The organism is Pontibacter russatus (assembly GCF_009931655.1).
Lineage (GTDB): Bacteria > Bacteroidota > Bacteroidia > Cytophagales > Hymenobacteraceae > Pontibacter > Pontibacter russatus.
On the sequence record NZ_CP047984.1, the window covers coordinates 352,266 to 378,669 of the forward strand.

The window sequence follows — 26,404 nt, forward strand, 5'->3', positions numbered from 1 at the left end:
CAACTTCGCTGAATAGGTGAAAAGACTGCTAACGCGATAATTCCCCTTCTCGAAGCATGTCGTCTCCTTCTGAGCAATCCTGCTATATATGGCACATCAATGTCGGGAGCGTTCTCGCTCGTGTCTACTATAACAGGTCCTCCGGACTGTGTTTATATATAACGTGAACTCGGGAATTAAATATTTTTAAATCAAGTACTTGCGCAACAAAAAAGGCTAAGGATCAGGTAGAAATATTGCCTTATGTTTCACCTAAACCCTTAGCCTTATGCACTTTATCATAGATACTGCCAGGGTGGTAGAAGTGTTCTGCTTCATTGACGATTTCTGTAAGGAGGTTGAGGATTATTTCACTTCCCATCCGCTGCCAAAAGGGCTCTTAGAAAAGCACCCCGCCGGCAGGAAGCCCTCCCTCTCCGAGAGCGAGGTGCTCACCATCCTGGTGCTCTACCACCTCTCGGGCTTCAAGTGCTTCGAGTACTACTACCGGCGCCTGGTACTCGGAGAACTGAGGAGTTTCTTTCCCAGGGCCGTCTCCTACACGCAGTTCCTCTCGCTGGCCCGCCAGGCCTGCTTCCACGCCTTTCTGCTGGCCCAGTGCCGGTGCAGCCTCTCCGCCCGCACCGGCCACTACTACATAGACTCCAAGAAGCTCCCTGTCTGCGACAACCTGCGCATTCACTCCCACAGGGTCTTCGAGGGGATAGCCTCAAGGGGAAAAGGCTCCACCGGCTGGTTCTTCGGCCTCAAGCTGCACCTGGTCATAAACCAGCACGGAGAGCTGGCGCGCCTGCTCATCACACCGGCTAACGTGGCAGACAACAACCACCAGGTGCTGGGGCGCCTGCTCGAGGGGCTGAAGGGCAAGTGCTACGGGGACAGAGGCTATCTCTCCTCCCTGCTCGGGGAACTGCTGGAGAAGGGCCTGCACCTGGTGGCTAAAATAAGGAAGAACATGAAAAACATGCTCCTGACGCTCTCAGACAAGCTCAACCTGATGAAGAGGGGAGGTATAGAGGCCGTCAATGATATTCTGATGAGCGTTTGCGACATCGACCACACCCGTCACCGAAACCCGCTCAACGCCCTGGTCCACATCCTCTCCGGCCTGACCGCCTACACCTTTCTCGACCACAAAAACAAAAGATTTAATCCTGCCAGAACTTTGGCTTAATTCCCGAGTTCACGCTATATATAGTACAGCCAGCTTATATAGCCGGTCAGAGGCCGCGGAATTGAAAGTCAAGTTTAAGGATGCTTCAGCCATATATAAACAGCAGGCACCTTTCCCATATACAAAATTCGGAAAGATGCCTGCTGCTGTGGTTGTTCGTGCTATTCAGGAGTTGTGAGCAGGTTCGGGTAGTCCGTGATGATGCCGTCTACGCCCATCTGTCTAAGCTCTTCCATTTCCCCGGATGTGTTCACTGTCCAGGGAATGAGTTTCATGCCCCGCCGGTGGCTTTCTGCCACAAGGCTGTCGGTGACCAGCTTGTAGTGGGGCTGTATATATCGGGGAGGAAGCCGATGCGGCGGAGGTTTTCTTCCAGCGAGGCGTTCTTGTCCGACGTCAGGAAGCCGGTCACCACCTGCGGATACTGCCGGTGCGCTTCCTGTATCTGCCGGATGTCGAAAGACTGGAGATAGAACCTGCTGCCTATCTTCTTTTCGTGCACCACATCCATCACCCGTTTTACAAGTTCTGCGGGTGCTGGCTGGTACACGCCATCTTTCGCGGGGTCGGCTTTGATTTCGATGTTATAGATAACGGGTGGCAATCCTTTGGCAGCGGCATACTGCTCCACGGAGTCAATCAATTCTCCCAGCAAAGGGATATAAGCCTTCAGCTTTTGCTGCTGTGGGAAAGCGGGGTTAACCTTAGAGCCCACGTCGAACTTCCGGATGTCGGCGTAGTCCATCTGGTGCAGAATGTATTTGTCGGCATCTTCCTTCGTGATTTCCTCCCCGTTGGGCAGAAGCGTGATTTCCGGGTTCAGCTTTGGGTCGTGCGCAACCATCACCTGGCCGTCTTTGCTAATCTGCACGTCTACCTCCAGCACATTCGCGCCCACATCCACCGCTTTTTTCATGGAAGGGATGGTGTTCTCCGGCATCAGGCCCCTTGTGCCGCGGTGGCCCTCTATGTAAAAGGCAGGGAATTCCTCTGCCACAACGGTTGACGGCGTTTTTGCATTACAACCCAGCAGGCACACCAAAGCCAGGCCGGTAAATAAAAGAAAACTGCAGGAATAGTTCATGTCCATCTGTCAAATTTGTAAAATCATGTATAACAAAGCGGCCGCGCCAGCGCCAAGCACAGGGCCCAGCACCGGCACCCAGGCATACGACCAGTCGCTGTCGCACTTGTTTTTGATGGGCAGCAGCGCATGGATGATCCGGGGGCCCAGGTCGCGGGCGGGGTTGATGGCATAGCCTGTGGTGCCACCCAGCGACAGACCGATGGCCCAGACCAGGAAGCTAACGGGAATGGCACCCAGCGCGCCCATGCCAATAGGTGTTTTCTCCTCGCCGATTTCCGGGTTGGTAAAATAAAACACCACGAATATCAACACAAATGTGCCCACGGCCTCACTGAAAAGGTTGGAGACAGGCTGCCGGATAGCAGGGCCGGTGCTGAATACCGCCAGTTGCGACTGCGGACTCTCCGTCGTCTCGAAGTGTGGCTTGTATACCAGCCACACCAGCAAAGCACCTAACATGGCGCCCAGCAGTTGCGCCGCTATATATAAACCGACCTGGTCCCAGCCAAACTTACCCACCAGGGCCAGCCCCAGCGTGACTGCCGGGTTCAGGTGCGCGCCGCTGTAGGGTGCCGCAATCACCACCCCCGTGAAAACGGAGAGCGCCCAGCCTGTGGCAATCACCATCCAGCCGCTGCTGTTGCCCTTCGTGTTTTTCAGGACTACGTTGGCGACCACGCCATTACCGAGCAGGATTAAGAACATAGTGCCGATAAACTCGGCCGCGAATGCTGACATAGAGGTAGCTTTTAGGGTTGTTTTATTAGAAGATTACTCGCTGTCGTCGGCCCAGGCCTTGGCGGCCCGCACCGCCCGCAGCCACCCTTTTATCTGGTCCTGGTGCGCATCGGACGCAGTGGGGTCATACTGTTTGCTGATGCTCCATTGCTGCTGGATGCCCTCCACGCTCTCCCAGAAGCCAACGGCCAGGCCCGCCAGGTAGGCAGCGCCGATGGCAGTCACTTCCGTCACCTCCGGCTTCACCACCCGCGCGTTCAGAATGTCCGCCTGAAACTGCATCAGCAGGTCATTGTCGGTTGCGCCCCCGTCTACCCGCAGTTCCTTGATTTCTATACCGGAGTCGGCCTCCATGGCCCGCAGCACCTCCATGGTCTGGTAAGCGATGCTTTCGAGGGCGGCGCGGGCGATATGGGCTTTGGTGGTGCCACGCGTCATGCCCACCATGGTGCCGCGCGTGTGCTGGTTCCAGTGCGGGGCTCCCAATCCGGCGAAGGCAGGCACCAAATATACGCCATCACTGCTTTTCACCTGCCGGGCAAGCGGCTCCACCTCCGCTGATTTTGAAATGACCCCCAACCCGTCGCGCAGCCACTGCACCACGGCCCCCGCTATAAAAATGCTTCCCTCCAGGGCATACTGCACCTCGTCCTTTATCTTCCAGGCAACGGTTGTCACTAATTTATGGGTAGATAAAATAGGCTTGTTCCCGATGTTCATGAGCATGAAGCAGCCGGTGCCGTAGGTGTTTTTGACCATGCCGGGCCTGGTACACATCTGCCCGAAAAGCGCGGCGTGCTGGTCGCCGGCAATGCCCGCAATGGGAATGCGCGCCGCAAACAGCGAAGCGGATGTCTCCCCCACCACCTCGCTCGATGACTTGACTTCCGGCAGCATGCTGGCCGGAATCCCGAACAGGCTTAAGAGCTCCTCATCCCAGGTGAGGGTGTTGATGTTATAGAGCAGGGTGCGGGAGGCGTTGGTCACGTCCGTTACATGCACCTTCCTCGCCGTCAGGTTCCATATCAGCCAGGAGTCTACGGTGCCGAAAGCCAGGTGACCGGCCTCCGCTTTTTCCTTCGCTCCGGCCACGTTGTCCAGTATCCAGCGTATTTTGGTGGCCGAGAAGTAGGCGTCTATCACCAGCCCTGTTTTCTCCCGGATCATCGGCTCGTGCCCCTGCCGCTTGAGTTCGTCGCAGTAGGCGGCGGTGCGCCGGTCCTGCCACACGATGGCGTTGCAGATAGCTTCTCCGGTCCGTTTGTCCCACACCACGGTTGTTTCGCGCTGGTTCGTGATGCCGATGGCCGCGATGTCTGTTGCCTGCAAACCAGCCTTTAGGATGGCCTCTGCGGCCACGCCCACCTGCGTCGACCATATTTCGCTGGCACTGTGCTCCACCCAGCCTGGCTGCGGATAAATTTGCGTGAACTCCTTCTGGGCCAGCGCTCTGATGTGGCCGCTCTGGTCAAACAAAATAGCCCGCGAGCTGGTGGTTCCCTGGTCAAAAGCAAGTATGTATTTCGCCATAGGTAGGTCTTATATAGGTGAGTTAGTCATATGTCGTCTGGATTGATGGCTGGTGAGGTTCGAGCAAATAGCCGTTCGCCACGGCCACAAACGCTTTCACCTGGCGCTGCTGCCACGCCATGTCTCTTCCCAACTCAGTTGCCATAATGGAGGCCACTTTGGGAGCCATCTCAATCGCCGCCCCGGCATCCAGAAACAGGACACGCAGGCGCCGGGCCAGCACATCTTCCACGGTTCTGGCCATTTCGCTCCGCACGGCCCACACTACTTCCGCGCCGGTGTTTGGGAACGCCGCGTGCAGCCGCTGGCCAAGCTCGGGCCGCTCCTGCTCCACTTCCAGGATGGCTGTCGCATCACTCCCATATATAGCAAGGTGCGGAGCCTGCCCAGTTATAGTGCCTGCGCCTGCATAGCCATGGATTTTCAGAGACTGCGTGACACAGGCTTTGGCAGGCAATCCGGCAACTTCAATAGCTTTGTCCACGGTGTGCTGAGCCATGCTGCGGTAGGTGGTCCATTTGCCGCCGGTGATGGTTACCAGGCCCGAAGGCGACACAACTAATTTATGGCTGCGGGAGATTTCTTTGGTGCTAGCGGTACCTGCTGCAGAGGCAGCCAGCGGCCGAAGCCCGGCAAACACGCTGCGCACGTCGCGGCGGGTGGGCTTTTTCACGAGGTACTGCCCGGCAGTCTCTAATATAAAATCTATCTCTTTATCGGAGGCGGTCGGTTCCAGGTCGCTTTTATCAAGAGGAGTATCGGTAGTGCCCACCAGCACGTGCGCATGCCACGGCACGGCGAACAGCACCCGCCCGTCCGGGGTTTCGGGAATCATCAGGGCGCTGTCGCCGGGCAGGAAGGATCTGTCAAGCACCACGTGTACCCCCCGGCTAGGCCGCACCAGCGGGCGCTGGCCGGGCGCATCCATCTGAAGGACCGTATCCACAAAAACCCCGGTCGCGTTTACGACCACTTTGCTCTTCAGTTCAAATACACGGTCGCTTTCCGTGTCCAGAGCCTTTACTCCTGCTGTTTTCCCGTCCGCGTCTTTCAGCAGCCCTGTCACTGCCATATAGTTTAGCAGCACACCGCCGTTCCCGGCACAAGTCTGGGCCAGGTTCACGGCCAGGCGCGCATCGTCAAATTGCCCGTCGAAATACTCCACGCCGCCTTTCAGCCCTTCCTGCCTGATGGACGGCAGCAGCCGGGCGGTCGTGTCTTTCGCCAGTAAGCCTGTTTTACGAAACCGCTGCCTACCCGCCATTATATCGTAGAGGGTGAGCCCGGCCCCATAAAAGAGCTTTGTCAAGTAGCTGTAAGCGGGGATGACAAAAGACTGCACCATTACGAGGTGCGGCGCGTTTTTCAGCAGAAGCCCGCGCTCGTGCAAGGCCTCGAACACCAGTTTCACGTTGCCCTGTGCCAGGTACCGCACGCCGCCGTGAACCAGTTTGGTGCTGCGGCTGGAGGTGCCTTTCGCAAAATCGGCCTGCTCCAGCAGCAGCACGCTATATCCCCTTGCGGAGGCGTCCACCGCCACGCCCAGGCCTGTTGCCCCGCCACCTATCACCAGCACGTCCCACACCCGCCGCGGGTCTGAAACGGCTGCCATATATGCCGCGCGGTCCAAAGACCAAGGCTTGTTTTCCGCCATTTCCACCTGTCGATTATGAAGCATGCGCTGTTAATTTTCTTCTGCCAGCCCAAAGGCTAAAACCGCGACCGCCACTTGCGGCCTTTATAAAATCTCTCACCATCCGGCACTTAGCTAGTTTCGCCCCGCAGGTGCTGCGGCCTGCACAAGGGTACAGGTAACAATCTAAAGAAATCATAGCTAATATATGAATTTTATATACACTTCTGTCTTTTCGGGCTGCCGCCAGTGCAACTATAATAGCTTAACGGCAAGCGCTCCGTGTCTCCGGTGTTGAGGAAAACTATGTAGATTGTTTTCCGTCAACAGTTTGCAAGTTACGCTGCGGTGCCCGCTGTGCCATGGCCCTATCAAGGTATATAATATATAAAGGACGCCGTCGTTTTAACTCCGGCCCATATACTTAAGTAAAAGTATATCGTATAGCGTATTATATATCTTTGCCCGCAGAACTGGCAGTTAGTACCTACGCTTTTTTCCATCTATTCACATCTACCCGTTGCCCATGGCTCCGATCCCTTTCATGCTCTTGAAACGGCATGTAGTGAATAAACTGCTTGCCAGACTGCCCCAACAACTGACGTACCACAACCTGTCGCACACGCTTGATGTGCTGAGGCAGTCCGAGCATATCGCGCTTGCCGAAGGCTTTACGTGTCCCGAAGGCCTCCTCACCCTGAAAGTAGCCGCCCTTTACCACGATGCCGGTTTTATAGACCATTATTTTGACCACGAGGCGCAGGGCTGCAGGATTGCCCAGCAGGAGCTGCCCGGCTTTGGCTTCAGCGGGGCGCAGATAGACCGCATCTGTGGGATGATCATGGCCACGAAAATTCCGCAAAGCCCGCAGTCGCACCAGGAGCAGATAATATGCGACGCAGACCTGGACTACCTGGGGCGGGGGGACTTCACTGAAATCGCACAGAAACTATACACCGAACTGCTGGCCTTTCAGGTGCTGGCAGGCGAGGAAGAATGGGATGCCCTGCAGCTATCCTTCCTGGAGAAGCACCAATACTTTACCGGCTATTCCAAAGAGAACAGAGAGCATATAAAACAGGCCCACCTGGCTTCGCTGAAGGCCAAGTTCGGGCAGGCCAACCAGGAGTCGGCTTAAGTCGATCTCTTTTGTATAGGCCTGAGACATGGTAAACAATAGTTGCAAAGTTGTGGCAGAATAAGAGATACTTTTTGGTATAAAGAACTTCCTAAAAAAAAGCAGCCCCATGGGGTGTATCGTGAGTGCTACCGCCGATTGACTTTTCCGGTACAGCCCAGGTTGTGAGGAGTTATCCCCATGTGCTTCACAGAAGCGCTTGAAGCAGGAGAACCGGGTAATGCTGGTTTTTCTGCTTTACAGCTTTCTACATAGGAAAATTATACATGATTGGTTTTATTGGGAGACATAATAAACCTCATTACCTTGATTGGAAGGTACTGACGCCAGCAAATAATGGATAGCGTTTTCAAAAAATCGAGGCATGATGCCCTTGCTGCGTGTTTTCACCGGCAAGAACTTGTTCGTGAAAGTATAGTTGTCGGTGAAAACACCAACAACGGCAGGTTTTGACACTAAAATCGAAAATTCTAAATAGCTTCTATATTAAAAGCGAGCAGTTGTAAGCAGGAAAAATTTAAAAATGAAAGAAAAAGTAATTAAGATAAACAACATTGAAATTTACACTGAGAGTTTTGGGGATAACAATAACCCAGCAATATTATTAGTTGCAGGAGCGACAGTTTCAATGCTCTTTTGGGACGCTGAGTTTTGTCAGCGATTAGCTGGAAATGGATTTTTCGTAATTCGTTACGACAACAGAGATGTAGGAAAATCAACCTTTTACGAACCCGGCTTAACACCTTACGATATTGTTGATTTGACTAATGATGCCATTTCAATTTTAGATGGATACCATATAGACAAAGCTCATTTTGTTGGTTTGTCCTTAGGCGGTTTAATTTCTCAAATTGCTGCCATAAAAAATCCTGACAGAGTTAAATCACTGACACTGATGGCAACCGGGCCTTGGGCTGACTCTGACCCAACAATCCCTGAAATGGACACGCGAATCATAGACTTTCACAGTAGATCGGGTACTGTTGATTGGACGCAGGAAGATAGCGTTGTAAATTATTTAATTCAGGGTGCTGAGTTGATGTGTGGCCGAAAACCATTTGACAAACAAAGAAGCGAAAATCTGATAAGAGCGGAGTTCAAAAGAGCCAATAACTACTTAAGCATGTTTAATCACGCTGCCTTGGGAGGAGGTGACGATTATTGGAACAGATTAAACGAAATAAACAGACCAACACTGATAATACACGGAACGGAGGATAAAATATGGCATTACAAAAATGCTGGTATCCTACTTGAAAAGATAAAAGGCTCTAAACTAATTACTCTTGAAGGCACAGGTCACGAATTGCATTTTGATGATTGGAATTTCATAATTGACAAAATAGCAAAGCACATAAACGATTAGAATACAGTAACAGTGGTTCGGTTTAATTAATTGCCAGTGCAGTGTGCGTTTGGAGAGGCACAGTTCGTATCATAAGTAGTAGTAACTATATAGGGAACTGCTTTAAATCGGCAAAAGGCATAACCAAAAGTTAGGTAAAAGCTAAATAGGACCTATCTGGCCAGGAATTTGTGTTTTTACAAATAGCGTTATGACAGCTAACAATTTATACACAGATTAGGTCCTTGCCATCTGAACTCAAAAAAGAATAATCAGATATAGTCTCACTTTAAGTCGAAGTGACCCTTACAAGGCCTGACAGTAACGATAAACGATGTTGATGGAACAATTATAGTTGAGGCCCCGTCTCAACTCCTCTCAGCAGGAAAATTTCCTCAGACATTTAATACAACCGGCGTTACATCAGCCACTGGCCGATATGCCCGACAGGATTTCCCGCGCCAGGCTTATCTCTTCCTGCAGAATGGTATGGGGTCGGCCTTTATATATCCTTTCCGTTACGATAGCACCCATTGCCTCCATGATCTTGTGCGTTTCCTCCACCCGGCTTACCGGCACGTGCGGATCGGGATCGCCGGTAGTAAGCAGAACCGGCGTTCCCTCAAAATCTCCTTTGTAATTGCTGGTGTCTAGCTGTTGCCCAATCAGACCTCCGGTAAAGATCAGCAGCCCGCCATAGCGCTGGGCATGCCGGGTGGCATATTCAGCGGTGAGGCAGGCGCCCTGCGAGAAGCCCGCCAGCACTATATGCCGGCTGCTAATGCCCTGCGCTGCAATGCTGGTCACCACATCGTGCAGCAGTTCCAGGGCAGAATCCAGGGCAGGCTGGTTTTGCGCGGCCGGGGCCATAAAGCTGAAGGGATACCAACTGTGGTTGGTGGCCTGCGGCGCGAAAAGCGTAAAGTCCGTTGCCTGCAGATCCTGGGCGAGCCCAAGAATGCTTTCGGCTGTGGCGCCCCGGCCGTGTACCATCACAAGCGCCCTGCCCGTCTCAGAAAGCGGGCGGCCCTGCGTGATGATCTGTTTTTTATGCGTATACATCTGTCTTATCTCTTAAAGTGGAGCATGGCTTCTTCAATCCTGCCTAAATCATATATAATTTCCGGAAGAGTGCCTGCCTGTGGCATTTAATCCAGCTTGGGCAGGACCGACTCAATCTCTGCCCTGCGCGGCTCGTACTGCGGCGGCAGCAACAGGCCGGAGCCCAGCTTGTCCCAGGGCTCGTCTATACCGAAGCCCGGATTATCGGTGGCAATCTCGAACAGCACCCCGCCCGGCTCCCGGAAGTAAAGCGAGTAAAAGTAATTCCGGTCAATCTTGTTGGTGATGCTGAGGCCGCTTTGCGCTACCTTGTCATGAAACTGCATCAGCACATCCTCGTTCTTCACCCGGAAGGCGATGTGGTGATTCGTGCCGGCGCCGCCAATGCCATGGGTCTCGTTGGGCAGCTCCACCAAATCAATAATAGCGGCATTTTCCACAGCATCAGTTATATAGCGGTAGCGGTTGCCGCTTTGCTCCAGCAGCCTGTACCCGAGAATGTCTGTCAGAACAGCCGCCGTGGGGGCAATTTGCTGCAGGGTGAGCGTAACGCCGTGAAAGCCTCTTGTAGCCACATCAGCCTTTACCTCGTCTGTTTCCCAGGCCTTTCTGTTATCGCCGTTTTTCGGCACCACCAGTTCGAGTTTCAGCCCGTCGGGGTCGAGGAAAGTCAGGTAAGGCTCCCCGAATTTCTCGGAGGGCTTGTTATATATAACATTATGCTTCTCGAAGCGGTCAACCCAGAAATCGAAGCTTCCTTCGGGTACGGCATAGGCAATGTTGGTGGCCATCCCTGTTCCGGCGCGGCCTCTTCTGGCCCCTTCGTATGGGAAGAACGTCAGGATGGAGCCTGCGCTCCCCCGTTCATCGCCATAGTAGAGGTGGTAAGTGCCGGGGTCGTCGAAGTTGACGGTTTTCTTGAGCAGGCGCAGGCCCAGCACTTTGGTGTAAAAATCCAGGTTACTCTTGGCCGCCCCGGCGATGGCCGTGATATGATGCAGACCTAATATACTGTTCTCCATGATGTTCTTCTTCAATTTATATGTAACTACTTTACGTGTCCGTTTTTCTTCCTGCTGAACTTTCAGCCTCCGCTCTTCATTAACGTATTCCACAGGCGGCCGTCTCAGGGATATGCAAATATATGTAAATGTATTTAATGTATATACATATAATATCGCAAAAAAGTTTCTTTATATGTTTTGTCGGTGCAGGCACACTGCCTGGCGCTGATTCCGGGGATCAGACGAACAGCAGGCCCCCTTCTTTCAGCACTGCCTCGTACTTCTCTTTTATAAACCTATATAAGTAAGGCGACCGGAAAGCTCCTCCCCTGCGCCTGGCCTCCTGGCGCTCCAGTATGCCGAGGCGCAGCAGCTTCCGCTGAAAGTTGCGGGGGTCCAGGTTCCTGCCGAGTATGGTTTCATAGAGCCTTTGCAGTTCGGGCAGGGTGAACGGGTCAGGCAGCAGATTGTAGCCGATGGGCTGCCAGCTTAGCTGGCGCCGGAGCGACTCCAGCGCCACCTCTATCATATAGTTGTGGTCGAAGAGCAGGGACGGGATTTCCTGTATATCCCACCAGCGGCACTCGTCCGTATATGCATCTGGCGCGGGGTTCACTTTTGAATAATCGACCAGGGCATAGTACCCGATAGAGATGGCGCGCTTGTACCATATGTCAGGCGCGATGATGTGCTTCAGCTTGTCCTGAATCTCTTTTCGGTTATAGCGCACCTCCTCCCCAAAGATACGAAACTGCTGCAGAAAAATGTCATCCAGGCCCGTGCGCTCCTGCAGTATCCGGTTCGCCGCCGCATCCACCGACTCGCTCTGCCGGACTGGGCCACCGGGCAGGCTCCAGAAGGGCGTGTCCTTCCAGCGCAGCAGCAGGACGCGGAGCTGGTTGTCATGGAAACCCAATATGACGCAGTCTGAGGTGAGTTGTGGCACCAGGTCTGCGTCTTTCTGATGCTGTGCGGTAGGGGAAGTTTGCTGTGGAGACATATCTGAAAAATAATTTCAATATGTTAACCTGACATATTGAAAAGATGCTTATTATTATGTAATAATAACACAATGAATCTTTTTTTCATATCGCACACTCTAAAACCTTGCTTATGCTCCATTTAAAACCGATTTGCATGCTCCTGCTGCTGGCCGTGCTGATGGCACCGGCGGCTATTGCGCAGAAGAAAAACAAAGCTTCCGGCACTCTGGCCGCTAACCAGGTAAAAACAGCGAATGGCGTACTGGAAGGCACCACTGAAAAAAGCGGGATACGCAGTTTCAAGGGCGTGCCGTTTGCAGCCCCCCCTGTCGGTGACCTGCGCTGGAAGGCCCCGCAGCCGGCGAAAGACTGGCAGAGCGTGCGCCCGGCAAAGCAGTTCGGCCCGCGCGCCATGCAATTGCCCGTGTTCGGCGACATGAACTTCCGCTCGAACGGCGTGAGCGAAGACTGCCTCTACCTGAACGTATGGACACCCGCCAAAACAGGCCAGGAGCGCCTGCCGGTGCTGGTTTATTTTTATGGCGGGGGCTTTATAGCCGGCGATGGCTCGGAGCCGCGCTACGACGGCGAGAGCATGGCCACCAAAGGCATCGTGGCAGTAACCGTGAACTACAGACTTGGTGTGTTCGGCTTTCTGGCCCACCCCGAGCTGACAAAGGAGTCGCCGCACAAGGCCTCGGGCAATTACGGCCTGATGGACCAAGCCGCAGCCCTGCGATGGGTAAAGCAGAACATCGCGGCTTTCGGAGGCGATCCGGAGCGGGTGACCATCGCGGGTGAGTCCGCGGGCTCGTTTTCGGTGAGTGCGCAGATGGCCTCTCCCCTGTCTAAAGAACTGATTGACGGCGCCATTGCCGAGAGCGGCTCCATGCTCGCGCTACAGCCCACCGTTACGCTGGACCAGGCAGAGCAGGAAGGCGTGAAATTTGCCAAAAGCATCGGCGCCAATTCACTGGCAGAATTTCGGGCCTTGCCGGCGCAAAAGCTGCTGGAGGAGGCCGGTAAACCCGGAGCGGCGCGCTTCTGGCCAATCGTAGACGGTTATTTCCTGCCAAAATCTCCAATGGCGATTTTTGAGGCGGGCGAGCAGGCGCACGTGCCGCTGCTGGCCGGCTGGAACTCCGAAGAAATGAATTACAGGTACCTGCTGGGCCAGGACGAGCCAACGCCGGAGAATTATGCCAAGGCAGTGCAGCAGCGCTTCGGTGAGCGCGCGACAGAGGTATTGAAGTTATACCCGGCTACGACGCAGGAAGAAGTCATAGCGTCTGCCACAGATTTGGCGGGAGACTTGTTTATCGGCTACAGCACCTGGAAACTGCTGGACCTGCACCATCAAACAGGCAGCAGCCCGGTGTTCCAGTATATGTACGCACGGCCACGGCCCGAAATGCGGCCCGAAATGGGCAATGCCACCCCCGGCCTGGCAGGAGGTGTGGTGAAGAATGCGGATGCAGCAACCCCCAAAGCGCCCCCGGCGCGCGGCGCGGTACACTCGGCTGAGATAGAGTATGCCATGGGCAACCTGGCCACTAACGAGGTATATGCCTGGCAGCCGGAAGATTACAAGGTTTCAGAGGTGATGCAGGGTTATTTCGCCAACTTCATCAAGACAGGCGACCCCAACGGACCAAACCTGCCGAAGTGGCCAGCCGCCTACAGCGGTGATGGCGTGAAGGTGATGCACATCGACGTGAACACCCGCGTGGAGCCAGCCAACAACCGCGAACGCTACCTGTTCCTTGACAAGCAGGCAAAGCAATAGCCCGGCATATACAGCCCTATATAAAAGAGCCGCTCCAGCATTAGTTGGAGCGGCTCTTTTATATCCTGACACTCGCAGGAGCCCCCGAAATGCTTCGGGGCAGGCGCGCGCGCTGCGAGGCCTACGCTTTCTTCAGGAAGGAGGTCTTCAACACGATGTTGCTGCCGTCGATGCGGCAGTCCACTTCCTCGGGGTTGTTTGTCAGGCGAATGTTTTTGACCATTTTCCCGCGCTTCAGGGTTATAGAGGAACCCTTCACTTTCAGGTCTTTCGTGAGCGTGACGGCATCGCCCTCGCTGAGTATATTGCCGTTGCTGTCTTTTACATCCATGGTTGCAGTTGTTTTGTAGTTATTGTTAGAAGTTCCTGCCCTTCTTTATATAAGGCTTTATATATAGAGCCTACTTCGCCACTTTTCGCTCAATTTCCCGCAGGTTCTCCAGCTTCTTGTTTCTCAGGAAACCATTAATGTCCTCGAAATGCTCCCGGATGCGCTTGTTGCCGAACTCAAACACCTTGGTGGCCAGCCCATCCAGGAAATCCCGGTCGTGCGATACCAGGATGAGGGTGCCGTCGAAAGCCTTCAACGCGTCTTTCAGAATGTCTTTTGTTTTGATGTCCAGGTGGTTGGTCGGCTCGTCCAGTATCAGGAGGTTCACGGGCTGCAGCAGCAGTTTAATCATCGCCAGGCGCGTCTTCTCCCCGCCCGACAGCACCTTGACCTTTTTCTCTACCGTGTCGCCGCTGAACATAAAGGCACCCAGCAGGTCCTTTACCCGCGTGCGCACGTCGCCGATGGCAATCTCATCTATCGTCTGGAAAACCGTCAGGTCCTCGTCCAGCATCGACGCCTGGTTCTGGGCAAAATATCCGATCATACAGTTGTGCCCGAGTTGCAGCTTGCCCTCGTATTCCAGTTCACCCATCATGGCTTTCACCAGCGTCGATTTTCCCTCGCCGTTTTTGCCCACAAAGGCAATTTTCTCTCCCCGGTTGATGGTGAGCGAGGCGTCCTGAAACACGGTGTGATTGCCATACCGCTTGGTGAGGTTCTCCACAATTACCGGGTAGTTGCCGGAGCGCGGCGCCGGCGGAAACTTCAGGTTCAGCGCAGAGGTATCCACCTCGTCCACCTCAATGATCTCCATCTTCTCCAGCATCTTCACCCGCGACTGCACCTGAAGCGTTTTGGAGTAAGTGCCTTTGAAGCGATCGATAAAGGCCTGTATATCGGCCATTTCCTTCTGCTGGTCCTCGAATTGCTTCTGCTGCTGCTCGCGCCGCTCTTTGCGCAACTGCAGGTACTGGCTGTAGTTTACCTTGTAGTCGTAGATGCGGCCCATGGTCACCTCGATGGTGCGGTTGGTGATATTGTCCACGAAGGTTTTGTCGTGGGAGATCACGATCACCGCTTTCGCGTTGTTCACCAAAAAATCCTCCAGCCACTGAATGGACTCAATGTCGAGGTGATTGGTCGGCTCGTCGAGCAGGATCAGGTCGGGCTTCTGCAGGAGTATCTTGGCCAGCTCGATGCGCATGCGCCAGCCCCCGCTGAACTCGTTGGTGGGCCTGCCAAAGTCGGCTCTGGAGAATCCGAGTCCCTTCAGCGTTTTCTCCACCTCCGAATCAAAGTTGATTTCCTCGATGGAATAGTATTTCTCCCCCAGTTCCGACACCTGCTCAATCAGTTTATAGTAATCGTCCGAGTCGTAATCGGTGCGGGCTTCGAGTTGCGCGTTCAGGGCGTCCATTTGCGCCTTCATATCCAGCACACTGGCAAAGGCCTTGGAGGCTTCCTCAAACACGGTGCAGTTGTCTTCGGTGAGCAGGTGCTGCGGCAGGTAGGCAATCACGGCCTCTTTGGGGGCTGATATTTTCCCCCTGGTAGGCTTGCTCGCCCCCGCAATTATTTTTAGGAGCGTGGATTTGCCCGCGCCGTTCTTGCCCATCAGGGCGATGCGGTCGTTCTCGTTGATGTTAAAGGAAACGTTGCTGAAAAGGGCCATACCGTTAAACTCTACGGCAACCGCGTCAACTGAAATCATAGGTTGAATTTTAAAGCTGCAAAGGTAGCAAACGGATACAAGTATCACGCCACCGGCGCTTAGTCTTTTTAATTGGCTACCGTGACAAACATAACCGCCCTGCCGCGGGTTGGTGCGGCAGGGCGGTTATATATAGCCTGGTGTATCAATTATTTACCGCTACAGCCAGCTTTAGCAGGCAGTGGCGCAGTACCTGCATCATGGCTTTTCATATATAGGTATGATAAAAAGCCGCTGTGGCATCAGAAGTGGTTCCGGCTTACTCCACCAGCAGTTTCGCCTGCAGCTTCCGGCTACCGGCCTTGGCGCTGACGATATATAAGCCGCGTTGAAGACGCTCTTGCGCAGGCAGCTCAAAAGAGGCCGAACCAGCATGATTGCCCACTGCGGCTGTTGTTTTTACCAGTCGCCCCAGCACATCGTGTACCGTGATGGTCACAGCCTCGCCATCGCCCAGGTTCTCCAGGTTTATATGTACCCTGTCGCCCGTGTTTGGATTGGGATATACCTTGAGATGCAACCCTGCCGCGCGATTTTCAGCAACCGACTGTGCATCCTGCACCTGAGAAACTGCCAGCGCTGCGCTACTCTGTGCCTGCGTTAGCACAAAAAAGTTGTTTTCTGCTCCCGCCGCCGGACTAACCATATTCCCACCCAGGCTCACGGTTCCGGCCGCGAAGGTTTTGCTATATAGATTCATGTAGCTGATCTTCGAATCGTTCACCCCTACTCTGTCCGTAACTTTCTGCCAGCCGCTCAGCCACGCAGGCAGCGCTGTGGCCCGTGGGTCATAGGCCACATATACTGTGGCCTGCTGGCTCAGCTTAAAGGTGAGAAGGGTGGCAGCAGTGCTCCGCTTGTCGTCGTTGGCTGTCCTGATAAGCGTTGCTTTGCTGAGGGAGGCGGGCACGGTGGTGGCCTGGTAGGTACGGTCGGAATAAATTTTAGCGCCTACAACCAACTCTGCCAAGGCATAGCTTCTTCCGGAGGTGGCCGATACGTTACTTACCAAGCTGGCAGGCTGCTGCACCGGCACAAAATTGGCCGTTATCGCCTTGTTGCCGTTCATCGTCACCGACAGGGGGTTGGCGGTGCCTGTGGCGTCGCCGCTCCAGCCCGAGAACTGGTAACCCGATGCAGGTGTCGCCGTCAGCGCCACCACCTTGCCGCTGGCATAGCTTTGCTGGTTCGGGTTTCTGGCAATGGTGCCGCTGCCGGATGTGCTGGTTGTTAAGGTAAAGGAGGCTGCCGGCGCAATCTCTATCGCCGAAATAATAGCGTTGTTGGTGACGGAAATAAAACTCAGGTCGAGGGTGCCGCCGCTAACAGAAACATTTTCGAACGTTTTTACCACGGCTTTGCCCGCGCCGTCCTGCTTGTATATGTCGTAGTTGCTCAGCACCCGCGTCCCTTCCATGTCCACATGAAACACTCTTGCCCCGGTCAGGCCCGTTGTTTTACCGCCCGGCGCCCCAAAGTAAGGCTCCAGGAAATGCAGCCTGACGGTATAGGCTCCATCTGCGCTCACCGGGATGCGGTAGCTGAACGGCGCTCCGGACGCGGCATACCTGTAGGCCAGGTACAGCGCATCATCGGCAGTCCCCTGCACATCAAAGGATTTAGAAGAGGCGGTTCCGCCGTTGAAATAGGCGTCTGCTCCCCATTTACGCGCCTGACTGTCTGTAAGGGCTGTGCCACCTGCATTTAACAGGGAGGCATTGGCGGCGGCCACCGGAACGTCGTATTTCGCGCTGATGGTGTACTCTCCCATCGAGTTATAGTCGGAATTCGCTCCAAGGGCTCCTTTCGCTCCTTTTATATGCACGAAATAGGTGCCAGCGGGCAATGACTGGGTGATAGCGGCGGCGGCGGTGGCAGGGTCAGACACGGCGACCGCGGTTCCAGCTGAATTCTTCAGAGTGAGCAGCACGTCCAGGTTGGCATAAGTCAGAAAAGGATCCACCCGCACCTCCACATTTCCGCCCGAAGTCTGGAAAGTGAACACGTCCACATCCGTTCTGCTTCCGATGATGCCTTTTAGCGGTGCTGAGCCTGTGTTATCGGCAGGCAGCGGCGTGGCGCTGGCATGGGTGTTCGCGTGGTCATCGGCCTTGTAGCCAAAGCCATTCTGCCCGGCGATGATGCTAAGGTCGTCTTCCAGGTTGCTGGCATACGCGTATTCCCCTTTGCTCCACTGCACCTGCTCGCTGTAATACCCGGCGCCCATGATGGGTGCCCAGGAATTCTGCCCGTAGAAGTACGCCTCGGAAGGGTTCGTGCGCCCGTCGTGCGACAGGCCGAGCGTATGGCCGATTTCGTGTGAGCCTGCCTCGCCTGCGTATTTGGCGCTGCTGTTAAACACCCAGCAGGGAGTTTCGTTGCCCCACGTAAACGAGTTGGTATAGGCCACGCCGCCTGCGCCGGGGTAAAAGAAATCGGTGGGCGTAAAGATAACGCGCATCCTGCTGGTGGCGGGGGCGCTGAGATAGACAGATTCGCTGGTGGTGATGTTGATGGTAAAGGGCCTGAAGTCCTCGCTGATCAGCTTCCAGGCCTCTATGATTTCTGCTTCGCTCAGGTTGGCGGGTGCCGCATTGATCTCGCCGCCATCGTTCCAGTAAGTGCCGTTCACGTACTGGCCGTTAAAATCCAGCAGCACGACTGCCGACGCGCCGGGCAGGCTCTGCAGGTCTGTTGAAACCAGTGCCGTGCCGTCGCTGGCGCCTGTGGCGCTGGCGCTCTCCGCCGGTGCCTCCTGGTACTCCACGCACACCACCTTGTCTATGTCCACCTCCTGCAGGTAGGCCTGACCGTCATCTCCGGAGGCATATTTATAGGCTTTCTTCTGCTCCTTTAATAGAACGTAACCGTCCAGTTTTCCTTTATCTACTTTCAAAAAGAAGGTGCTGTGCTTCCGGCCTTCCACCCCGCCTATATAGACGTCAGCCGCGCCTTCCTTTTTGCTTTTCTTGATCTTGAGCACCAACGGGTCCTGGCCCGGCACCAGGTGGCTGATCAGCCGGTTATTCGCTTTTGTTTTCCCGATTTCAGACTTTGCTTTGAACAGGCCAGCCACATCGGCTGCGGCGCCTAAAGCCGTTTTAGACTGGGACATGGCAGGCGCGGCCCAAACCAGCAACACCAATGCAAGCAGGAAGTGTGTGTAAAATGTTTTCATATTGGAAGGAATAAAGGGGTGTATATCCTCAGGCATATAAAAGGCACAATAGCAGGTAACGTGCGGAGTTTTCTTACTGTTGCCAGTACGACCCGAAGCAGCATCTTTTTTTGGTGAACCGGCCTTCGTATGTAAATTTCACTAGTCTAGTGCCTGAGGAATACAGCGTATACAGAGAGAATAAATTAGGTAAAGAATCAGCGACAGGTTAAACAAGCGGCATCTGAGGCACAAGGCCGGAGAGAAGGCCTTGCCCGCAGCATAATTTCGGCTAAAGGGAGCGTCAGAGAAAGACCGGCTATATAGGCAGGCTTTTGCAGGTGCTGAAAAGCGCGAATCAGAAAGTGGATGTATATTTTCATTCCGGATACAGTTGCATCTTCTCCTGATGCGGCAGCCAGGGTGTATATGGCAAGTATAATCGTTACGATATACTAACCTTAATGTTTGCACAGCGGCACGTTTTGTTTACTGTTTCTCCTATAAAAGCATGGGGCTTACTCTTTTATATATGCTTTGTTATATTGTTTGATGTTTAAATTTAATTCATAAATAAAAGGCAATTTTTTATAAAAACATAAAATTTTATTTTTCCATGCAATGGAACTATTCCACTAAAACAGCAAAGCTGAATAGGACGAGTAACTAATCCGATACTACCTTCTGCTCCTGCTGGCTCGGCTGAATTATATATAGCTCAGGTGGATATATAAAAAGCATGCTGGCCTCCGGTATTTAAATTTAATTATACTGCTTATATTTTGAATCAATTTACTAAATTATATACCCGCAAAAGATGGCAGGGCCATAAGAAGAAGCGACGGGAAAAGACCGGATAAAGCACGAAAATAATGTAAAGAAGTGGGCATGATAACGCAAACCGATATTCTGGAAAAGGCTCCTGCCTTTGTAGCACAGCAGTTCTCCCGCGCAGGCGATGCTGCAAACGCCCTGCACAACTTATCCCACACGCAGGCGCTTGTGGCTCGGACTCAGGAAATCGGGGCGGCATGCGCTCTGGGCGAAGAGGACATGCGGCTGGTGCTGTTGGCCGCCTGGCTGCACGACATCAGTTATATAGCGACGGAGGCACCAGCCCCCTTACCGCCCCTGGTCCCCGCTTCCGAATTTCTGCAGCTCAACGGCCTGTCAGGCGAAGAAACCGAAGCCGTGCAGCAGTGCGTTGCCGCCAGCCACTACCCCCAGCGCCCGCAGAGCAAAAAAGAAGAGGTGCTGTGCGATGCGGTGTCCAGCTTTATGGCAGACCCGGATTACCTGGCGCAGGCTGAGAAGCAGATGAATGCTGACACTGGAAAAAAAACAGACGCCTATGAATGGATAAAAAGCCAGCGGGCGCTGCTGAAGCAGCACGCTTTCTTTACCAAGTACGCCAAACGCACCTACACCGAAGGCAAGGAAGCCAACCTGAAACTGCTGAAGAAAAAACGAAGGGAATTCTCTAAAGACAACGAGGAACTGGAGGCACTCTGGGAAGAAAACTTAACTCTGCGCAGAGGCCTGGAAAAAGAAAGGGCGCAGAAAGCGGGAAAGGGTATCGAAACCATGTTCAGGACCACCATGGCCAGCCACCTGCAACTCAGCGTGATGGCCGACAGCAAGGCTAACCTGATGATTTCCATCAACGCCATCATCGCCTCCATCATGATATCCTCCTTTGTCCGGAAATTTGACGAGGTGCCGCACCTGATCATCCCCTCCATCCTGCTCACGCTGGTCTGCGTTTTCACGATTGTGTTCGCGGTGCTCTCCACCCGCCCCAACATCAAAAGAAGGACCGCCGGAGAAGGCACGCTGGACTACCTCTTCTTCGGTGACTTTGTGCAGTTGACTCCAGAGTCTTACAAGGACGGCATCCGGAGCATTATGTACAAGAACGATGATCTGTACAACAGCATGATTAGCAACATTTACATGCAGGGGAAGGTGCTCGCAAAAAAATACCGCCTGCTCAAAATCTCCTATACCATTTTTATGGTAGGCTTTGTCGTGGTGCTTCTGAGCTATGCCTTTGCCTGGCTCTTCCTGGCCCCGCCACAGTAGCGGCTCGCTCCATCTATTATTCTTTCAGTAATTCCCGGCATACATGCAATGATTCAACTGCCAGTGGCGCAGGTAACCATGCAGGCGCTGGAGCGTTTAGCAAGGCATGAGCCGTGCTTTTGTAAAAGAAGATAATTCAGGTGAACCGCCTATCATTCCGCCGCGTGCCCCTCTACCCCCGGGGACACCCAATTATGTGACGCCGCAGGGGCTGGCACAGTTGCGCGCCGAACTTGCAGCACTGGAGGCAGAGCGGGCAAAAGCAGAAGCTGACCGGGAGGAAGAAGCGGAACGCACCCGGCGTCTCACCGTCCTCCACGCGCAACTCCAGGCCCTAAACCAGCGGCTGGCAAGCGCCAGGGTGATTGACCCGCAGGCGCAGCCCACCGACGAAGTTCGCTTTGGGGCAACGGTAACCCTGTGCACCATCAGCGGAAGCCGCCCAGGCAAAGTGCAGCAATTCACCATCGTAGGGGTAGACGAAGCCTCGGTGGCAGACGGCAAGGTTGCTTTTTTAGCGCCCATCGCACGGGCCGTGACAGGCCTTCGTGTGGGGCAAACCGTAAAGTTGCGCATTGGCCGAGTAGACGAAGTGCTGGAAGTGGTAGCGGTTCAGTATGGCACCACCTAAACAGCTGAAGCACAACGCTGCACGCTTTAAAAATTCTATAAAAGCGGGAGACGAGACGCCAGAAGAGAAATAAAAACTACATATTTTAGGTATCCTCTCCAAAATACTAAGTAAATTAGCGGCACTTGACGTTTCGCCAGGCAGTATTTTTGTAAGGCCTGTGCTTGCACCAAAGCCATGCTATATATCTACCTGATTTAGAAAGCACGCATCCTGTATATATCAGTAAAAGGACAAAATTAACTTGCTCTGTTCGTAAAATCATTACACATCTACTTTGTGTATATCAACTAGGTATAGCATAAATAGTCTTGTGTCTAAAGTCGTGTTACTGGTGTCCTTTTACTTATATAGAGGTAGTTCCTATATACCTATGCCAGCCACAGTGCCTACAGATTTTTTCGGGGAACAGCGCCATTTTGCGGAGGTAAAGCAGGAACTGCTTGTCAGGTATCTCAGGGCCTGGGGCGACAGGCAATGGGCTGCAAGACTGACCGACTCCAAAGAGCCGCTTCTTTTTATAGACCTGAATGCTGCGGCAGGACAAGATACGCAGACACAGCAGGCAATTCATCAGAAACTCCTACGCTGCGCCTTAAGGCGTAACGGGCTGCCCGAGGCGCTGCGGTTCTACTTCGGGGATTCTGCAAGGCCGGAACTTACCAGGCTGGCACAGGAGGCGGAGCAGTTGCCGGTATATGGAGAGTTTGCCAAGCAACCGGCTTTTCTGCACGAAGCGGAAAACAGGAGGCTGCTCGGAGAAATGCTTTCCGCCGGTCCGCCCGCCCTGGTCTTCATGGACCCCTTCAGCCATGGCTATGCGCAGGAGACGCTGTTAAAAGCCTTCACTACTGCACAGACCGATATGTTTCTGCTCCTCGACCCCGGCAACCTCCGCAAAGCTGTGGCCGGAAAAAAGGTGAGCCAGGCCATGAGCGCGCTACTGGGAGCGCGGCTACAACAAATCAGCGCTTTCTGCAGGAAAGAAAAGGAGAAGGGCAGGCAGGAAGTTTATATCCTGCAGCACCTGCAGGGCCTGCTCCGGGAGCAAAACCTGTACACACTCCTGTTCCGGATTAACGCGCCCGGCACCGACAATGCCAGCCACTACCTGCTGTTCGCCTCCGCCGACGCGGCCGCCTACCACAGCTTTAAAGAGCTGCTGCTGCCCTATACAGCCTACCAGCCGGACGGAGTGCCGCTGTTCGTTTCCAGCCAAGGGCCGCAGCACCAGTTGGCGTTATTTGAGCACCGCCCGGCGCACACGGTGGCAAAACTGGCCGATGCGCTGGCCGACAGTACGGCGCAGTACAAATTCAAACCGGTGGAGAAGATATATGAATGGCATAGCCTCAACACGCCCTACACCCTGGATAATTACCTGGCGGCCCTTGAGCACCTGCGCGACCAGGGAAAGGTGCAGCTCCTGAACGGCAAAACCATGCAGACAGTCCGGAAGGTGAGTCCCACCTCCATCGTGAAATACATCCCGCAGCCGCAGCCAGCCTAGCGTCCCATATCAGACAACCACGGGTTGAAGCGGTGAAACAACAGTAACTGGCAGCTGAATGGTAAATGCCGTGTACTCCCCTTCCGCCGTATCTACCCGCAGCTCCCCACCGTGCCCTTTCGCGATGATGTCGTAGCTGAGCGAGAGCCCCAGCCCCGTGCCGCTGCCCGTGGGTTTGGTGGTAAAGAAAGGCTGAAATATTTTGTTCTTCACTTTTTCGGGCATCCCGATGCCATTATCGCGCACCGTTATCTCCACCAGCCCCTCCCTGCGACAGGTGCTCACCTCCACTTTAGGCTCGTAGCCGGCACCGGCCAGTTTCTGTTTCTGCTGCACGGCGTAAAATGCGTTGCTGAACAAGTTAAGCAAGACCCTGCCCAGTTCCTGCGGCACTACCGCCACTTTCTCCAATGTTTTATCATAACTCGTTTCGATGGTTACGCAAAACCCCTTGTTTTTAGCGCGTAGGCCGTGGTATGAAAGCTGCAGGTATTCGTTTGTGAGCGCGTTCAGGTCTGTCAGTTCTTTCTGCCCGCTGCTGGAGCGGGAGTGTTGCAGCATGCCTTTCACAATGCTGTCGGCGCGCTGGCCATGGTATATAATCTTCTCCAGGTTTTGCCTGAGCATGGCTATGATAGATTTGGCCTCACCCTCAGGTTGTGCAGGCAACTCCTGCTGCAGCTCATCGGTTAGTTCGGCGCTCACCTCCGCAAAATTGTTGATAAAATTCAGGGGGTTCTGGATTTCGTGGGCGATGCCTGCCGTGAGTTCCCCCAGCGAGGCCAGCTTCTCCTGCTGCACCAGCTTCGCCTGCGTCTGCTTCAGCTCCTGATAGGCTCTTTCAATCTCGCGCGCCTGCTCCAGCTCGCGGCCCCGTGCCCGGTAACGCTCCCGCGCCACCAGGCGCTGGCGCTGCAGCCGGTTAAAGGTCAGGACGAGGGCCAGCAGCAGGGCGCCATATAGCACGTACGCCCACCAGGTATTCCACCAGGGAGGTTTTATATAGATGGACAGTGTCTTCTCCGCCCACACACCGTCGTTGTTTGATGCCCTCACGTGAAAGACATAATGGCCGGGAGGCACGTTGTAATACGAGGCGGTGCGCGCGGACCTGGCGGCGCGCCAGTCATGGTCATAGTTCTCCAGCCTGTATAAAAACCTGTTCTGCTCCGGGTTGCTGAAGTGGATGCCGGTAAAGTCTATCGTGAAAACGTTCTGGTCTGGTTTTAGCTCAATGCCGCTTATTTCACTCAGCGGCGCCTTCAGCAGGCTTCTAGGGCCGGGCACCACAGGCTCGTCGAACAGGCGCAACCCTGTAAAAGTGATGCGCGGCGGCTGGTTGTTCCGGTGCCACTGCTGCGGGAAAAACGCATAATAGCCCGAACTGTTCCCGAAATAAAGCCTGCCGTCGCGGCCTTTGTAGGCGGAGAGAAAAGACAACGCACCCGGCTGCACCCCATACGGCTCGCGCAGCAACTGTGCGTTGCTGCGTTGCCTGTCTATCTTCAGGAGCCCCTGCCTCGTGTTGAACCAAAGGTTCTGCTGGTTATCCTCCACCACGCCCATGGCATTGATGGCGTCCTCGTTCAGCTCCAGTGGAAAAGGCAGGAAAGCATCAGACGCCTTGTCGTAGCGGTATACCCCGGCATTCTCTGTTGCCGCCCAAATCACGCCTGCGGCATCCCGGTACAGCTGCCATATGATTTTGCCCAGCAGGTACTTTTTCGAACGGCCGGTCTGGGTGTTGAAGTAATTTACTCCGCCCGCATGGTGCGTGCCCAGCCACAGATAGCCTTTTTCTCCCTCCAGAATAGACGCGATGGAGTTATGGCTCAAGGTGCTGAGGTCGTCAGGGTCCTGCCTGTAATGCACAAACGTTCCGGACTCCCGGTCCAGCCTGTCCAAGCCGTTGCCGGTCGCTATCCATATATGCTGGAGGCTGTCTTCGAGTATGGCATATATAGAGCCGTAGCTCAGGCTGGCGGGGTCATTGGCGTCGTGTCTGTAGCTGGTGAAGGTGCGGGTCTGCAGGTTAAACCGGCTGAGGTAGCCGTTGCCAATCTTACTGCTGGCATGCCCCAGCCAGAATTCTCCCCGGCTGTCTTTATAAATGGTGGCGACCGTGTCAGCGCCTAGGCTGTTAGGGTCGTCCGGATGATGCACGTACTGCTCCTGCCTGCCGCTTTTGACATGCCGCACAATCAGGCCGTTAGAGGTGCCAATGAGCATATAGCCGGAGGGGTCCTCGTAGAGGCTGCGCACGATGGAACCCGTCTCTATGTGGGGGATTCGGTAGCGCTCCGGATCTGTTCGGAAGAGGTTGCCGTTGGCGGTTCCGAACCACAGGGTGCCCTCCCGGGTGTTTAAGGCCGTCCAGATGTTGTTATCATCCAGTCCGGTGGTTTTGGCAGAAATTTTCTGGTATTGCTTTACCTTTCCGGTCCCGGGGTCATAGCGGTTCAGCCCGCTGTCGTAAGTGCCGATCCAGATGGCTCCGGCGTGGTCTTCATGGATGATGTTGACGCCGTCGTTCTGCTTCTCTTTGTCTACGTACGGGCGGCTCAGCCTGTCCAGGCGCTGCGGGTCGTAGGGCAGACGCTCAACAGAACCTGTTTTCCGGTTCATCCGGTGCAGGCCGTCGCCGAAGGTGCCCACCCAAAACGTGCCCCTGCTGTCTTCATAAATGGCCCGCACCCAGTTCGATACCAGCGTGTTCGGGTTGTTTGGATCGTGTTTGAAGCGCTGGAAAGTCCCTGTCTTCGGGTCAAAGCGGTTCAGCCCCCCCTCACCGGGCTTCGACTCCCAGGGGCTTCCCGTGCCTACCCATATAGCTCCCTGCCGATCCTGGTACAGCGCCCTTACCTTGTTGTCGCTGATGCTCCCGGGGTTTGAGGGGTCGTGCTCGTAACGGGTGAAAGTGCCGGTTTCGGGGTGCAGCAGGTTGAGGCCTTTGTGGGTGCCCACCCATATATTCCCCTCCCGGTCTTCGAGCAGCGCGGTCACCACGTCGTCGCTCAGGCTGTTCGGCACCAGCGGGTTGTGCCGGAAGTGTGTGAAAACGCCTGTCCTGGGGTCGAACCGGTCCAGCCCCTTCGTCCAGACGCCAATCCATATATAGCCGTTCCTGTCGGCCAGCACGCACTCCAGCCGGTTGTCGCCCAGGGAGTTGTCATCGTACCTGTTGTTGATGTAGGTGACTTGTTCGTAGCCGTCGTAGCGGTGCAGCCCCGTATGCGTGGCCAGCCACAGGAAGCCCTGCCTGTCCTGGGTCATCCCCGCGATCAGCCCCAAGCCGTTGCTCTGGGACAGGGGCACTTTCACAAAGGTCAGGTCCTGGGCAGACAGGCCGCTGACGAAAAAAACACAGAAACTGATAAAGACAGCAACTGAGCGGGAGAGGCGGGATAGCATGGCATTACTGGATTGGATTTCAGCGCTACCGGAGCACGGGGCGCTACGCGACGAACCGGAACAAGACGAAAAACCTGTAACCGCCGCT

The 26,404-nt window shown here is 54.5% G+C and carries 19 protein-coding genes; 7 read left to right on the forward strand and 12 right to left on the reverse strand.

All coding sequences use genetic code 11. From position 1 onward, the window contains the following. The first annotated feature begins 268 nt into the window (after positions 1 to 268). Positions 269 to 1,174 carry an IS982 family transposase gene (locus GSQ62_RS01515; protein WP_161887865.1) on the forward strand — a complete coding sequence of 302 codons (906 nt, stop codon included), beginning with the start codon at positions 269 to 271 and terminating at the stop codon, positions 1,172 to 1,174. Positions 1,175 to 1,335: 161 nt separating this feature from the next. Here GSQ62_RS01515 and GSQ62_RS20965 read toward each other — a convergent pair whose 3' ends face one another. From GSQ62_RS20965 to GSQ62_RS01535, 5 genes are all read right to left on the reverse strand, one after another. Continuing rightward, the gene (locus GSQ62_RS20965; RefSeq protein WP_202621818.1) at positions 1,336 to 1,449 is read right to left on the reverse strand and encodes a glycerophosphodiester phosphodiesterase; all 114 of its coding nucleotides are present in this window, start codon (positions 1,447 to 1,449) and stop codon (positions 1,336 to 1,338) included. Then, a complete protein-coding gene (locus tag GSQ62_RS01520) occupies positions 1,446 to 2,171 on the reverse strand; it encodes a glycerophosphodiester phosphodiesterase family protein (protein WP_202621819.1) in 726 nt (241 codons plus the stop codon). Before GSQ62_RS01520 ends, GSQ62_RS20965 begins: the two co-directional genes overlap by 4 nt. Positions 2,172 to 2,267: 96 nt before the next feature. Beyond that, on the reverse strand, positions 2,268 to 2,999 hold the full coding sequence (locus GSQ62_RS01525) for an MIP/aquaporin family protein (protein WP_161887870.1): 732 nt from the start codon (positions 2,997 to 2,999) through the stop codon (positions 2,268 to 2,270). A gap of 33 nt (positions 3,000 to 3,032) precedes the next feature. Further along, on the reverse strand, positions 3,033 to 4,529 hold the full coding sequence (gene glpK, locus GSQ62_RS01530) for a glycerol kinase GlpK (RefSeq protein ID WP_161887871.1): 1,497 nt from the start codon (positions 4,527 to 4,529) through the stop codon (positions 3,033 to 3,035). A 22-nt stretch (positions 4,530 to 4,551) separates the two neighbouring features. Next, positions 4,552 to 6,207, reverse strand: coding sequence for a glycerol-3-phosphate dehydrogenase/oxidase (locus GSQ62_RS01535; RefSeq protein ID WP_317164387.1), 1,656 nt, complete (start codon positions 6,205 to 6,207; stop codon positions 4,552 to 4,554). A gap of 520 nt (positions 6,208 to 6,727) precedes the next feature. Between GSQ62_RS01535 and GSQ62_RS01540 the strand changes: the two genes are divergently transcribed. Together GSQ62_RS01540 and estT are read left to right on the forward strand one after the other, a co-directional pair. Further along, the gene (locus GSQ62_RS01540) at positions 6,728 to 7,300 is read left to right on the forward strand and encodes an HD domain-containing protein (protein ID WP_237586894.1); all 573 of its coding nucleotides are present in this window, start codon (positions 6,728 to 6,730) and stop codon (positions 7,298 to 7,300) included. 523 nt (positions 7,301 to 7,823) lie between these two features. After that, positions 7,824 to 8,666, forward strand: a complete 843-nt coding sequence (gene estT, locus GSQ62_RS01545; protein ID WP_161887873.1) for a macrolide hydrolase EstT — start codon at positions 7,824 to 7,826, stop codon at positions 8,664 to 8,666. A 402-nt stretch (positions 8,667 to 9,068) separates the two neighbouring features. On the opposite strand, the gene GSQ62_RS01550 is transcribed toward estT, so the two are convergent. From GSQ62_RS01550 to GSQ62_RS01560, 3 genes are all read right to left on the reverse strand, one after another. Continuing rightward, positions 9,069 to 9,707, reverse strand: a complete 639-nt coding sequence (locus tag GSQ62_RS01550; protein ID WP_161887874.1) for an alpha/beta hydrolase — start codon at positions 9,705 to 9,707, stop codon at positions 9,069 to 9,071. Positions 9,708 to 9,793: 86 nt separating this feature from the next. After that, entirely contained in the window at positions 9,794 to 10,729 is a 936-nt protein-coding gene (locus GSQ62_RS01555; protein WP_161887875.1) for a ring-cleaving dioxygenase, read from the reverse strand. Positions 10,730 to 10,949: 220 nt separating this feature from the next. Further along, positions 10,950 to 11,711, reverse strand: coding sequence for an NUDIX hydrolase (locus tag GSQ62_RS01560; RefSeq protein WP_161887876.1), 762 nt, complete (start codon positions 11,709 to 11,711; stop codon positions 10,950 to 10,952). Between the two features lie 113 nt (positions 11,712 to 11,824). On the opposite strand from GSQ62_RS01560, the gene GSQ62_RS01565 reads away from it, so the two are divergent. After that, the gene (locus GSQ62_RS01565) at positions 11,825 to 13,480 is read left to right on the forward strand and encodes a carboxylesterase/lipase family protein (RefSeq protein ID WP_161887877.1); all 1,656 of its coding nucleotides are present in this window, start codon (positions 11,825 to 11,827) and stop codon (positions 13,478 to 13,480) included. Between the two features lie 121 nt (positions 13,481 to 13,601). Here GSQ62_RS01565 and GSQ62_RS01570 read toward each other — a convergent pair whose 3' ends face one another. The 3 genes from GSQ62_RS01570 to GSQ62_RS01580 all read right to left on the reverse strand — a co-directional run bounded on the left by GSQ62_RS01570 (position 13,602) and on the right by GSQ62_RS01580 (position 18,703). Further along, on the reverse strand, positions 13,602 to 13,811 hold the full coding sequence (locus GSQ62_RS01570; RefSeq protein ID WP_161887878.1) for a zinc ribbon domain-containing protein YjdM: 210 nt from the start codon (positions 13,809 to 13,811) through the stop codon (positions 13,602 to 13,604). Between the two features lie 70 nt (positions 13,812 to 13,881). Then, complete coding sequence (locus GSQ62_RS01575; protein ID WP_161887879.1) at positions 13,882 to 15,525, reverse strand: ABC-F family ATP-binding cassette domain-containing protein; 1,644 nt, start codon at positions 15,523 to 15,525, stop codon at positions 13,882 to 13,884. Positions 15,526 to 15,784: 259 nt separating this feature from the next. Next, positions 15,785 to 18,703: a malectin domain-containing carbohydrate-binding protein gene (locus GSQ62_RS01580; RefSeq protein ID WP_161887880.1), complete on the reverse strand. Its 2,919-nt coding sequence runs from the start codon at positions 18,701 to 18,703 to the stop codon at positions 15,785 to 15,787. Positions 18,704 to 19,570: 867 nt separating this feature from the next. Here GSQ62_RS01580 and GSQ62_RS01585 point away from each other — a divergent pair. From GSQ62_RS01585 to GSQ62_RS01595, 3 genes are all read left to right on the forward strand, one after another. Then, positions 19,571 to 20,764 (forward strand): Pycsar system effector family protein, encoded by a 1,194-nt coding sequence (locus GSQ62_RS01585; RefSeq protein ID WP_161887881.1) that lies wholly within the window; start codon positions 19,571 to 19,573, stop codon positions 20,762 to 20,764. A gap of 106 nt (positions 20,765 to 20,870) precedes the next feature. Continuing rightward, a complete protein-coding gene (locus tag GSQ62_RS01590; RefSeq protein WP_161887882.1) occupies positions 20,871 to 21,395 on the forward strand; it encodes a GreA/GreB family elongation factor in 525 nt (174 codons plus the stop codon). A gap of 385 nt (positions 21,396 to 21,780) precedes the next feature. Further along, the gene (locus GSQ62_RS01595; protein ID WP_161887883.1) at positions 21,781 to 22,905 is read left to right on the forward strand and encodes a class I SAM-dependent methyltransferase; all 1,125 of its coding nucleotides are present in this window, start codon (positions 21,781 to 21,783) and stop codon (positions 22,903 to 22,905) included. Between the two features lie 9 nt (positions 22,906 to 22,914). Here GSQ62_RS01595 and GSQ62_RS01600 read toward each other — a convergent pair whose 3' ends face one another. Continuing rightward, complete coding sequence (locus GSQ62_RS01600; RefSeq protein WP_161887884.1) at positions 22,915 to 26,316, reverse strand: sensor histidine kinase; 3,402 nt, start codon at positions 26,314 to 26,316, stop codon at positions 22,915 to 22,917. Positions 26,317 to 26,404 lie beyond the last annotated feature (88 nt).